This window comes from Streptomyces sp. NPDC007875 (assembly GCF_042868035.1).
Lineage (GTDB): Bacteria > Actinomycetota > Actinomycetes > Streptomycetales > Streptomycetaceae > Streptomyces > Streptomyces antimycoticus.
In genome coordinates, this window is sequence record NZ_JBIADZ010000008.1 from 104,648 (window position 1) to 118,506 (window position 13,859).

General features: G+C 74.8%; 1 protein-coding gene. It reads left to right on the top strand.

Annotated elements, in window-relative coordinates; genetic code table 11:
- Positions 1–150 precede the first annotated feature (150 nt).
- Positions 151–13,830, top strand: coding sequence for a type I polyketide synthase (locus ACFYOY_RS18470; protein WP_388588067.1), 13,680 nt, complete (start codon positions 151–153; stop codon positions 13,828–13,830).
- Positions 13,831–13,859: the final 29 nt, after the last annotated feature.

The window sequence follows — 13,859 nt, forward strand, 5'->3', positions numbered from 1 at the left end:
ATTTCATCCGACCATACATGTACTATTTCGCGCATTGTTGATCACGACTTGAACGGCAGTCCGGTGTCACCGGATTCTCGGAGAACCGGCGTGTGCCAGTACTTGCCACTCCTGCCGGGCCCGTGAGGACGACGAGTGGGGAGCGGCACCGTGAGCCGACCTGATTCCATATCCGCTGGCCGAATCCAGCCGCAGGACACCGCCGTCGCGGTAGTGGGGATCTCCTGCCGGTTGCCGTCCGCGCAGGATCCCGCGCGGTTCTGGCAGCTGCTGACCGGCGGGATGAGCGCGGTGTCACAGGTCCCGCCGGGCCGCTGGGGCGACGACGGGGCGGCGGACTCCGGCGAGACCGGGTGGGGCGCCTTCCTGGACGAAGTCGACCGTTTCGACCCCGAGTTCTTCGGGATCTCGCCGCGTGAGGCGCGGGCGATGGACCCGCAGCAGCGGCTCGCGCTGGAGCTGGGCTGGGAGGTCCTGGAGGACGCGGGCGTCCTGCCGGCCGAGGTACGGGGCGAGGACACCGGCGTGTTCATCGGTGCGACCGCGGACGACTACGGCGTACTGGACCGGCGCAGGGGACCCGCGGCCATCGCTCATCACACCCTGACCGGACTGAACCGCAGCGTGATCGCGAACCGGGTGTCCTACTTCCTCGGCCTGCGGGGGCCGAGCCTGGTGGTGGACACCGGGCAGTCGTCGTCGCTGGTCGCGGTGCATCTGGCCTGCGAGAGCCTGCGGCGCGGGGAGTCGGCCACGGCACTGGCCGGCGGTGTGCACCTCAACCTGGTGCGGGACAGCGCGCTGGCGGCGGCCCGGCTCGGCGCGCTGTCCCCGGACGGCCGCTGCTTCACTTTCGACGAGCGCGCCAATGGGTATGTCCGCGGCGAGGGCGCGGGGATGGTGCTGCTCAAGCCACTGGCGAGGGCGCTGGCCGACGGGGACGAGATCTATTGCGTCATCGAGGGAAGCGCGGTGGGCAACGACGGCCCCGGCACGGCCCTGACCACCCCCGATCCCGAAGGACAGGGGGCGGTGCTGGCGGCGGCGTGCCGGCGTGCGGGGGTCGACCCGGCGGCGGTCCAGTATGTGGAGCTGCACGGGACCGGCACCCGGGTGGGCGATCCGGTGGAGGCGGAGGCGCTCGGCGCGGTGTACGGAGCGGGCCGTGCCGCGGACCGTCCGCTGCTGGTCGGCTCGGCGAAGACGAACGTGGGGCACCTGGAGGGCGCCGCGGGCATCGTGGGCCTGCTGAAGGTCGTGTTGTCGCTGCGGAACGGCGAGCTTCCGGCCGGCCTGAACTTCGAGCGGCCCAACCCGCGGATCCGTTTCGACGAGTGGCACCTGGACGTGGTGTCGGCGACCCGCCCGTGGCCCTACCGCGACGGCCGCGCCCTGGCCGGAGTGTCGTCGTTCGGCATGGGCGGCACCAACTGCCATCTGCTGGTGTCCGCCACCGAGCCGACGCCCGAGGACCCGCCCGCGACGACTGACATGGGCTCGGGCCCGGCGGACGGCACTCGTGTGGCGGGTGGCGCCGTGCCGTGGCCGCTGTCGGGCCGGACCCGGGACGCGCTGCGCGCGCAGGCCGCCCGCCTCGCCTCCCATCTGGCGGAGAACGAGCGGCTCGATCCGGTGGACGTGGGCTTCTCCCTGGCCACCACACGAACCGCGTTCGACCATCGCGCCGTTGTCCTCGCGCCGGACCGGCCGGAGGCCCTGGGCGCGCTGGCGGCGCTGGCCGACGGACGGTCCGCGCCGGGCGTGGTGCGGGGAGTGGCCGACGTCGAGGGCCGGACGGTGTTCGTCTTTCCCGGCCAGGGTTCGCAATGGGCGGGCATGGGCGTCCAGCTGATGGCGGAGTCCCCGGTCTTCGCCGAGCGGCTGGCCGAGTGCGCCGCCGCGCTCGCGCCCCATGTGGACTGGTCGCTGCCGGAGGTGCTGCGACAGGCCGAGGGCGCCCCGTCGCTGGAACGGGTCGATGTGGTCCAGCCCGCCTCCTGGGCGGTGATGGTCTCCCTCGCGGCGGTGTGGCGGGCGCACGGGGTCGTCCCGGACGCGGTGCTGGGCCATTCGCAGGGGGAGATCGCGGCGGCGTGCGTGGCCGGTGCGCTGTCGCTGGAGGACGCGGCCCGCGTGGTGGCGCTGCGCAGCCAGGCCATCGCACGCCGTCTCTCGGGGGCGGGCGGCATGCTGTCGGTGGCGCTGCCGCGGGCCGAGGCCGAGGCGCGGCTGGGCCGCTGGGACGGCCGGGTGTCGATCGCGGCGGTGAACGGGCCCGGCTCGGTGGTGGTCTCCGGTGAACTGGCGGCGCTGGACGAGCTGTTCGCGGAACTCACGGGCGCGGATGTGCGGGTGCGGCGGATCGCGGTGGACTACGCCTCGCACTCGGCGCAGGTGGAGCGGGTGCGCGAGGAGCTGTCCGCCGCACTGGAGGGCATCACCCCGCACCGGGCCGAGGTGCCGTTCTTCTCCACGGTGACCGGCGAGTGGCTGGACACCACCGGTATGGACGCCGGGTACTGGTACCGCAACCTCCGGCAGACCGTCGCCTTCGAACCCGCCGTCCGGGCGCTGCTCGGAGCAGGCCACCGGATCTTCGTCGAGGTCAGCTCCCATCCGGTGCTGACCCCCGCGGTGCACGACGCCATCGACGCGGCCGACGTCCGGGCGCTCGCCGTCGGCACACTGCGGCGGGAACTGGGCGGGATGGAGCGGTTCCTGAGCTGCCTGGCCGAGGTGTACGTCCGCGGGGCGCCGGTCGACTGGGCGCGGCCGTTCGCCGGTACCGGTGCCCGGCGGGTGGCCCTGCCGACGTACGGATTCCAGCGGGAGCGCTACTGGCTGCCGGAGCCCGCAGGGGGCGCCGCTGCGGCCGTTCCGGCGGCCATGGCCGGACACGTCACCGACCCGGAGCCGGAGCCGGAGCGTGCGGAATCCGGCACTTCGTGGACCCGCCCCGACCTGGCACGGCTGGTGCGCACGGAGACGGCCGTGGTGCTGGGCTTCGCCTCCGCGGAGCGGGTGAACCCGGCGCGGTCCTTCAAGGAGCTGGGCTTCGACTCGGCGATGACGGTGGAACTCGCGACCCGGCTGAAGGCCGCGACCGGGCTGCGGGTGGCCAACACCGCGCTGTTCGACCACCCCACGCCCGACGCCTGCGCGGACCATCTGGCCACCGAGCTCACCGCCCCGCCGACCGGCGGTGCGTCGCCCGCGCCCCGCGCCGTCCCGGCGGACGACCCGGTGGTGATCGTGGGCATGGCCTGCCGCTACCCGGGCGGGGTGAACTCGCCGGAGGGACTGTGGGACCTGGTGTCGGGCGAAGTGGACGCCGTCTCCGACCCGCCCGCCAACCGGGGATGGGCGCCGGAGACGACGGCGACCGGCAGGGCGGGCGGATTCCTCTACGACGCGGACCGTTTCGACGCGGCCCTGTTCGGGATCTCGCCGCGTGAGGCGGCAGCCATGGACCCCCAGCAGCGGCTGGCGCTGGAGATGAGCTGGGAGGCGGTCGAACGGGCCGAGATCGCCCCGTCGTCGCTGCACGGCAGCCGGACCGGCGTGTTCATGGGCGCGATGGCCCAGGACTACGGTCCGCGACTCAAGGACAGCTCCGGCGCCGCGGAGGGATATCTGCTCACCGGCACCTCGCCGAGCGTGCTGTCCGGGCGGATCGCCTATGCCCTGGGGCTGCGCGGGCCGGCGCTGACCGTGGACACGGCGTGCTCGTCGTCGCTGGTGGCGATGCACCTGGCGGCGCAGGCGCTGCGCAATGGCGAGTGCTCCCTGGCGCTGGCCGGCGGTGTCACCGTCATGTCGGAGCCCGGCATCTTCGTGGAGTTCGCCCGGCAGGGCGGCCTGTCGCCCGACGGCCGCTGCAAGGCGTACGCGGAGGCCGCGGACGGCACCGGCTGGTCCGAGGGCGTGGGCGTCCTGGTGCTGGAACGGCTCTCGGACGCGACCCGGGCCGGCCACCGGGTGCTGGCCGTACTGCGCGGTTCGGCGGTCAACTCCGACGGCGCGTCGAACGGCCTGACCGCGCCCAACGGAATCTCGCAGCGGCAGGTGATCGGCCAGGCCCTGGCCGGTGCCGGACTGGCCCCGTCGGACGTGGACGCGGTGGAGGGGCACGGCACCGGCACCCGGCTGGGCGACCCGATCGAGGCCCAGGCGCTGCTCGCCGCCTACGGGCAGGACCGGGACCCGGACCGACCGCTGCTGCTGGGGTCGCTCAAGTCCAACATCGGGCATACGCAGGCCGCCGCCGGTGTCGCGGGCGTCATCAAGATGATCCTGGCGATGCGGCATGGCGTACTGCCGCGCACGTTGCATGTGGACGCGCCGTCGTCGCAGGTGGACTGGGAGGCCGGTGCGGTGCAGCTGCTCACCGGGCCCACCCTGTGGCCACCGGCCGAACGGCCCCGCCGCGCGGGCGTGTCGTCGTTCGGGATCAGCGGCACCAACGCGCATGTGATCATCGAGCAGCCATCGCGGCACCGCAGCGATGAGACCGCCGAGCGGCCCTCGGGCGCGCCGCGGACGCAGGCCGGGCCGGACGTGGTGCCGTGGCCGGTGTCGGCTCGTGGCGAGGCGGCGCTGGAGGCGCAACTGGACCGGCTGGCCGCGTTCGTGGCCGACACCGGCGCGGCAGCGGCGGACATCGGCTACTCGCTGGCGACGACCCGCTCCGAGCTGGAGCACCGAGCGGTCCTCCTGGCCGCGACGGACCGTACGGAAGACGGCGACGCGCGGCCCGTGAAGGTGGCCGAGGGCATGGCGGGCGACCCCGGCCCGCTGGCGCTGCTCTTCGCCGGCCAAGGCGCCCAGCGACTGGGCATGGGGCGCGGACTGCACCGCCGGTTCCCGGTGTTCGCGGCCGCGTGGGACGAGATCTGCGCGCTGCTGGACGGCGAACTGGAACGGCCGCTGCGGGAGGCGGTGTTCGGCGACGACCCGGAGCTGCTGAACCGCACCGCATACGCCCAGCCCGCGCTGTTCGCCCTGGAAGTGGCCCTCTACCGGCTGGTGGAGTCGTGGGGGACGGCACCGGATCTGCTGATCGGGCATTCGGTCGGCGAGATCGCGGCGGCCCATGTGGCCGGAGTGCTGTCCCTGCCCGACGCGTGCACCCTCGTCGCCGCCCGCGGACGGCTGATGCAGGAGCTGCCGGAGGGCGGCGCCATGGTCGCGCTGCGCGCCACCGAGGACGAGGTGGCGGCGCTGCTCACCGGCTCCGAGGACCGCGTGCAACTGGCCGCGGTCAACGGCCCCGAGGCCGTGGTGGTGTCCGGGGAGGCCGACGCGGTCGAGGCGATCGCGGACCGGTTCGCGGCCGACGGCCGCAAGGCCACCCGGCTGCGGGTCAGCCACGCCTTCCACTCCCCGCTGATGGCCCCGATGCTGGACGGCTTCCGCGCGGTCGTCGAGGGCCTCGCTTTCGGCGAGCCGCGCATCCCGATCGTCTCGACCGTCACCGGTGAGCGGATCGACGCGGAGCGGATCCGTACCCCCGACTACTGGGTGCGGCACGTCAGGCTGGCGGTGCGGTTCGCCGACGCGGTCGGCGCCGCGGCGCGGGCCGGCGCGCACACCTTCCTCGAACTGGGCCCGGACGCGACGCTGTCGGTGCTGGCGCAGGACGCCCTGCCCGATGTGGCGCGCGTGGAGGCCGTGTCGCTGCTGGGCAAGGACCGCGGCGAGGAGTCCACCGCGCTGGCGGCGGCCGCCCGGCTGTATGTGCGGGGCGTCCCCGTCCGGTGGGCCGAACTGTTCACCGGGACCGGCGCGCACCGGGTCGCGCTGCCCACCTACGCGTTCCAGCGGGAGCGGTACTGGACCGCGTCCGTCGGCGACACCTCGGCGGGCGCGGTCCCGGCCGGGCTCGGCGCTGTGGAACATCCGCTGCTCGGCGCGGTCGTGGAGCTGCCCGAGACCGGTGGTCTGCTGTGCACCGGGCTGCTGTCGGTGGCGGCGCAGCCGTGGCTGGCCGACCATGTGGTGGCCGGGCACCTGACCTTCCCCGGCGCCGGATTCGTCGAGCTGGCGGTGCGCGCGGGCGACGAGGTCGGCTGTGGTCTCGTCGAGGAACTCACCCTGACCGCCCCGCTGGTGCTGCCCGGGCAGGACGACGACGGTGTGCGGATCCAGGTCGCGCTCGGCGGCCCCGGCGATGGCGGCCGACGCACCCTGGCCGTCTACGCGCGGCCCGCCGACACACCGGACGCGCCCTGGACACGGCACGCCACCGGCACGCTCGCGCCGGGCACACCCGGTGCCGGTGCCGATGCCGGGTCGGCGTGGCCGCCCGCGGACGCCGTACCCGTCGACCTGGACGGCTTCTACGAGCGGCGGCGCGAGGCCGGGCTCGCCTACGGGCCGTCGTTCCGGGCCGTCCGGGCGGTCTGGCGGGCCGGAGACGAGGTGCTGGCCGAGGTCGTCCTCCCCGAGCACATCGCCGAGGATGCCGATGCCTTCCGCCTCCACCCCGCGCTGCTGGACGCGGCGCTGCACCTCGCGTCGTCGACCGGGCTGGACGGCGGGGCGGACGGCGGGCGGTCGGCGTCGTCGGCTCGCTCCGAGGTGGCGGCCTGGTCCGGGGTGTCCCTGCACGCCGTGGGCGCGTCGGTGCTGCGCGTGCGGCTGCGCGCGACGGGCGAGGACACGGTCACGCTGAGCGCGGTGGACACCGAGGGCCATCCGGTGGTGTCGGCACGCACGCTGACGCTGCGTACGCCGGACGTCCACACCGCGGGGGCCATGGCGGCGCGGCCCCTGCTGCGCCTGGACTGGCTGCCCGCCCCGGTGCCGGACGCCGGTGGGCACGGCCCCGTGGGCGCCGGGGAGGCGGTGCTGGTCCCGGTCGCCGCACCGGTTGGTGTGCCGGTGCCGGAGGCGGTCCGTACGGTCACCGCGTCCGTACTCGACACGCTGCGGCACCACCTGAACGACGACGAGGCGGACGAGACCGGCGGGAGCCGGCCCGCCCGGGTGGTGTTCGTGACCCGTGGCGCGGTGGCCACGACCGCCGGTACGGCCCCTGACGTGGTGGCGGCCGCGGTGTGGGGGCTGGTGCGGTCGGCCCGGCAGGAGAGCCCCGACCGGTTCGTCCTGCTCGACCTGGACCCCGCGGAGGCCGGGGATCCGGTGGCGGCCGCCGCCGGGACCCTGCGCGCGGCGCTGGACGGCGACGAGCCCGAACTGGCGGTGCGCGCCGGTGGGTTGCTGATACCTCGGCTGGCTTGCGTCGACGCCCCGGACCCGGCCGCGCCGGGCACCGTCTGGGGCGGTGACGGCACCGTGCTGGTCACCGGCGGTCTGGGCGGTCTCGGCGCGCTGGTGGCCCGGCACCTGGTCACCGCGCACGGGGTGCGCCACCTGGTGCTGGCCGGCCGTCGCGGCGCCGACACCGAGGGCGCGGACGAACTGGTGGCCGAGCTGACCGGGCAGGGCGCGCGGGTGACCGCCGCCGCCTGCGACGTCTCCGACCGCGGGGCCGTGGCCGCCCTGCTGGCGGCGATCCCGGCCGAGCACCCGCTGACCGGTGTGGTGCACGCCGCCGGTGTGCTCGACGACGGGTTGATCGGGGCGCTGACCCCGGACCGGCTGGACACGGTGTTCCGCCCGAAACTGGACGGCGCCTGGCATCTGCATGAACTGACGCGTGACCACGGTCTGACCGCCTTCGTGATGTTCTCCTCGGTGTTCGGTGTCCTCGGCAACGCGGGGCAGGCCGGTTACACCGCGGCGAACGCGTTCCTGGACGCGCTGGCGCGGCGGCGGAGCGCGGCGGGGCTCGCGGGCCTGTCCATCGGCTGGGGCCTGTGGCCGCAGAGCGGCGGTATGTCCGCCGGGCTGAGCGCCGCTCAGCTGCGCAGGATCGCCGCGGCCGGGCTGCCGACGCTCACCGTCGAGGAGGGACTGGCCTGCTTCGACACCGCGGGTGCGGTGGGCGAGGCGTCCGTCCTCGCCACCCGCCTCGACCGGGCCGCCCTGCGGTCGCGTGGCACCGTGCCCGCCGTCCTCCGCGGCCTGGTCCCCACCGCCGCCGTCCGCCGGGCCGCTGCCACCGGTGGCGGCTCCGGCCTGCTGACCGGGCTGACGGCCGACCGGGCCCGGGACACCCTGCTCCAGCTGGTGCGGGAGCAGGTGGGTTCGGTGCTCGGGCTCGCTGGTCCGGCGGCGGCCGGGGGCGGGCGGACGTTCAAGGACATGGGCTTCGACTCCCTGACCGCCGGTCAGTTGCGCAACAGCCTGCGGAAGCGGACGGGCCTGAGCCTGCCCTCCACCCTGATCTACGACCATCCGACGCCGGAGGCCCTGGCCGGCCATCTGTGGACCGAGCTGGGCGGCGAGACCGACGAGCGGCGGACGAGCGCCGCACCGGCCGCGATCACGGCGGGCGGTAGGGGAGCTGGGGCGGCCGATCCGGAGCCGATCGCGATCATCGGAATGAGCTGCCGTTTCCCCGGTGGGGTGCGCTCGCCCGAGCAACTGTGGGAGTTGCTGACCGAGGGCACGGACGCCATCTCCCCGCTACCCGCCGACCGCGGCTGGGACACGGGCGCGTACCACCCCGACCCGGAGCGGACGGGCACGACCTACTCGGCGGCGGGTGGCTTTGTCGACGGCGTGGCAGAGTTCGACGCGGCGTTCTTCGGCATCTCGCCGCGTGAGGCGGTCTCGATGGACCCGCAGCAGCGGATGCTGCTGGAGCTCACCTGGGAAGCGTTCGAACGCGCCGGGATCGACCCCGCGTCCCTGCGGTCGAGCATGACCGGCACCTTCGTCTCGGCGACCGCCCAGAGTTATGGCACGGGGGTGTCGGCGGACTCCGACGGATACCAGCTCACCGGCACGCTCCCCAGCGTGCTCTCGGGCCGTCTGGCCTATCTGTTCGACCTCCACGGGCCGACCGTGACGGTGGACACCGCCTGCTCGGCCTCGCTGGTCGCGCTGCACATGGCGTGCCAGTCGCTGCGTTCGGGGGAGAGCACCCTGGCCCTCGCGGGCGGTGCCACCGTGCTGACCGGCCCGGACCTGCTGGTCTCGCTGAGCAGGCACCGGGTCATGGCGCCCGACGGGCGGAGCAAGCCGTTCGCCGAATCGGCGGACGGCATGGGCATCGCCGAAGGCGCCGGTCTCCTGGTGCTGGAGCGGCTCTCGGACGCGGTCCGGAACGGCCACCAGGTGCTGGCGGTGGTCCGCGGGTCGGCGGTGAACTCCGACGGCGCCTCCAACGGGCTGACCGCGCCGAGCGGGCCCGCGCAGCAGCGGGTCATCCGGCAGGCCCTCGCCAACAGCGGTCTCGCGGCGTGTGACGTCGATGTGGTCGAGGCACACGGAACCGGCACCGCACTGGGCGATCCGATCGAAGCGCACGCGCTGCTGGCCACCTACGGCCAGGACCGGGGCGGCAACCCGCCGCTGCTGGTCGGCTCGGTCAAGTCCAACATCGGACACACGCAGGTGGCCGCCGGTGTCGCGGGTGTCATCAAGATGGTGATGGCCATGCGGCACGGCGTCCTGCCGAAGACGCTGCACGCCGCCGAGCCGTCCTCCCGTATCGCCTGGGACTCGGGCGCGGTCGAGCTGCTGACCGAGGCGGCACCGTGGCCCGACCTCGGCCGTCCGCGGCGGGCCGCGGTCTCCGCGTTCGGCATGAGCGGGACCAACGCCCACGCCGTGCTGGAGCAGGCCCCGGCGCCCAGCGCCCCGGTCCCGGATCCGGTGTGGGACGGGCCGGTGGCATGGCCGCTGGCGGGCAAGTCGGCCGGAGCGCTGCGCGCCCAGGCCGCGAAACTGCTCGCACATCTGGACGCCCACCCGGGGGCGCACCCGGTGGACATCGGGCATTCCCTGGCCACGACCCGTGCCGCGTTCGAGCATCGGGCGGTGCTGGTCGGCGAGGATCCCGCGGCGCTGCGCGGAAGCCTGGCGGCCCTGGCCGGGGGCACCTCGGATCCCGCGGCGGTGCGCGGCACGGCGCCCGAGCGCGGCCCGGTGGTCTTCGTCTTCCCCGGGCAGGACGCGGCGTGGGCCGGGATGGCGGCCGGACTGCTCGATGCCTCCTCCGTCTTCGCCGCGCGCGTCGCCGACTGCGAGGCGGCCCTGACCCCGTACCTCGACTGGTCGCCCACCGATGTGATCCGCGGTGAGCCCGGCGCTCCGCCGATCGAGAAGCGCCCCGATGTGCTGCAGCCCGTGCTGTGGACGGTCATGGTCTCGCTCGCCGCGCTGTGGCGCTCGTTCGGCGTCGAGCCCGCCGCCGTCGTCGGCCACTCCCAGGGCGAGGTGGCCGCCGCCTGCGTCAGCGGCGGCCTTTCGCTGGACGACGGCGCCCGCGTGGTGGCGCTGCGCAGCCGGCTCATCCACGAGCGCCTGTCCGGACGCGGCGCGATGATGTCGGCGATGGCATCGCCGGAGCGGATCGGGGAGTTGCTGGACGAGGTGTCCGGCGCGGTGTCCATCGCGGCGGTCAACGGACCGAAGACGGTGACCCTCTCCGGCGATCCGGCCGCCCTCGACCGGGTCGAGCGCGGTCTGTCCGCCGCCAGGATCATGCGCTGGCGGCTGGCCGGGGTGGACTTCGCCGCCCACTCGGCGCATATCGACGAGATCGAGGCCGAGTTGCTGGAGCTGCTGGCTCCGGTGCGGCCCCGCCCGTCGGAGGTGCCGTTCTACTCCACGGTGACCGGGGGCCGTCTCGACACCGAAGGGCTGGACGCCCGGTACTGGTGCCGGAACCTGCGGCAGACCGTGTCCTACGCCGAGACGATGACCGGTCTCCTGCGCGAGGGCTACGGCGTCATGATCGAGGTCGGCCCGCATCCGGTGCTCGCGGTCGGCACCAGCGAACTCATCGAGCACGCGGGCAGCCCGGCGGTCACCCTGGGCACCCTGCGCCGGGACGACGGCGGATGGGACCGGGTCCTGCGCTCGCTCGGAGAGGCGTACGCCCACGGCGCGCCCGTCGACTGGACCAGGGCGCTCCCCGGCGGCCGCACGGTCGACCTCCCCACCTACGCCTTCCAGCACGAGTCGTACTGGATCGCCCCGCCCGCCCCGTCCACCTCGCCGGCCGGCACCGCCACAGGGGCCGACGAGCCGCTGTGGACCGCCGTGGACCAGGGGGACAGCGCCGCGGTCGCCACGCTGATCGGGCTCGAACCCGAGAGCAAGGGCGCGCTCGACTCGGTGCTCCCCGCGCTGTCGGCGTGGCGCAGGCGGCAGGACGAGCACACGCTGACCGGCCGGCGGCGCTACCGGACGGTGTGGACACCCCTGCGCGTCCCCGCCGGCCCGTCACTGACCGGAACCTGGCTGGTCCTCACCACCGACTCCATCGACGACACCGATGTGGTGGCCGCGCTGACCGCATACGGCGCCCAGGCGCGCCGCGTGGTCCCCGACGTGACCCGCACCGGCCCACAGGGGCTGGCCGCACAGCTCGCCGAGGTCGGCCTCGACCGGGCGGCCGGAGTGGTGTCGCTGCTCGCGGCGGCCGAGGAGGCGGACAGCGGCGAACCCGCGCTGCCGGCCGGTCTGGCCCTCAGCGTGTCGCTGGTCCAGGCGCTGATGGCGGCCGGGGCCGAGGTGCCGCTGTGGACGGTGACCCGCGGCGCGGTCTCCACCGGCCCGGCCGACCCGGTCCGCGACCCGCGGCAGGCGATGGTCCTCGGACTCGCCAGGACCGCGGCCCTGGAGGCACCGTCGCTGTGCGGCGGTCCTGCCGACCTCCCGGAGCGCCTCGACCCCGAGGCGGCCGGGCGGTTCGCCGCGCTGCTCTCGGCGGACCTGGGGGAGGACCAGGCGGCGGTGCGCCCCTCGGGCGTCCTCGTCCGGCGACTGGTGCGGGCACCGGCACGAGCCGACTCGCCCGGCACCTGGGCGCCCCGCGGCACGACCCTGGTCACCGGCGGCACCGGGGCGCTGGGCAGCCGGGTCGCCCGATGGCTGGCCCACCAGGGCGCGGAACACCTGGTGTTGATGAACCGGCGTGGCCCGGAGGCACCGGGCGCGGCGGAGCTGGTGGCGGAGCTGACCGCCCGGGGGACGACCGCCGAGGTGGTGCCGTGCGAGCTGACCGACCGGGCGGCCGTGGCCGACCTGCTCGACCGGCTCTCGGCGGACGGCCATCCGGTGCGCGCCGTGGTGCACACGGCCGGGACGAGCCCGCTGGGCCCGCTCTCCACGGCCGGCCCCGACCACTTCGCCGAGGCGCTGCACACCAAGGTGGCCGGCGCCGTGCACCTCGACCAACTGCTCGATGACACCGGCCTGGACGCCTTCGTGCTGTTCTCCTCGATCTCCGGCGTCTGGGGCATCGGCCACCACGCCGCACAGGCTGCGGCCAACGCGTATCTGGAAGCGCTGGCCTCCCAGCGCCGCGCCCGCGGCGCCCGTGCGACGGCGATCGCTTACAGCCCCTGGGAGGAGGCGCGCGGGCGGATGAGCGAGCACGACCGCGAGCAACTCCTGCGCAGCGGAATGTCCTTCCTCGACGCCGACCTGGCCCTGGCTGCGCTCGCCCAGGCGCTGCATGAACAGGAGACCGCGCTGACGGTCGCCGACATCGACTGGGACCGCTATGTCCCCGTCATCACCGAGGCCGCTCCCCGCCCGTTCTTCAGCGAGCTGCCGGAGGCAGCGGGGCTCACCGGGCCCGAACCCACAAGCGGACACGGCGACTTCACGGCACGACTGCGGAGCCTGCCACCCGCGGAAGCGCGGCGACTCCTCCTCGACCTGGTGCGGAGCGAGACCGCGGTCGCCCTCGGCCACTCATCCGGCGAGGCCATCGAGGAACACGCCGCCTTCCGCGACCACGGCATGGACTCGCTCGCCGCCATCGACCTGCGCAACCGGCTCGCCGCCGCGATGGGCACGACACTGCCCAGCACCGTCGTCCTCACCCACCCCACCCCGGCCGACCTGGCCGGCCATCTCCTCGACCACCTCGCCACGCCGCGGGCCGAGGACCACGGCCCCGTCGCGAACCCGACGACCGACCTGGTCGCCCGCCTCCACCGCGACGCCGTGCGGACGGGCCGCGGGAACGAGGCCGAAACCCTGCTTCTCGACCTCGCCGCCCTGCGGCCGAAGAGCACCGGGCCGGTGCCGTCCACCCTGGACCGGCTCACTACCGGCACTACAGGCACCCGGCTGGTCTGCGTGGCCCCCATCGTGCCCCTGACCGGACCCGACACCTACTTCGCCCTGGCCGGGGCGCTCCCCGACACCTGGGACGTCTCCTGCCTGACGCCCTGCGGCTTCGGCGCCGACGAGCCACTGCCCGCCACCCGCGAAGCCCTCGTCGAAGGGCTGGCCCACGCCGTGGCCGCGAGCCCCGGCGGTGACACCACCGACCCGGTGATCCTGCTGGGCACCTCGTCCGGCGGCATCCTCGCCCATGAGACCGCCCGCCATCTCGCCGACCACGGGGTGCCCGTACGGGCCGTCGTCCTCCTGGACACCTACATCCTTGAATCCTCCGCCGCCCGCGCCCTCCAACCCCACCTGTGGCACGGCCTGTACGAGCGCGAGCACCACACCGGCGGCTTCACCGCCACCGACCTGTCCGCCTACGCCTGGATGGAACAACTCATCCACACCTGGACCCCCCCACCCACTCCCTTCCCGACCCTGCTCCTGCGCGCCTCGGACCCGCTCCCCGCGGCACACGGGGCGGACCCGGTGCCGCACGACTGGCAGACGGACCTTCCCCACATGACCACCACCCGCACCACTGCGGGCAACCACTTCACTCTCGTCAACCAGCACGCCCCGGCCGCAGCCGGCCACCTCACCGACTGGCTCACCGGGCTGGGGTGAGAGGACTTCTCCGGGCGGGGACGGGGGAT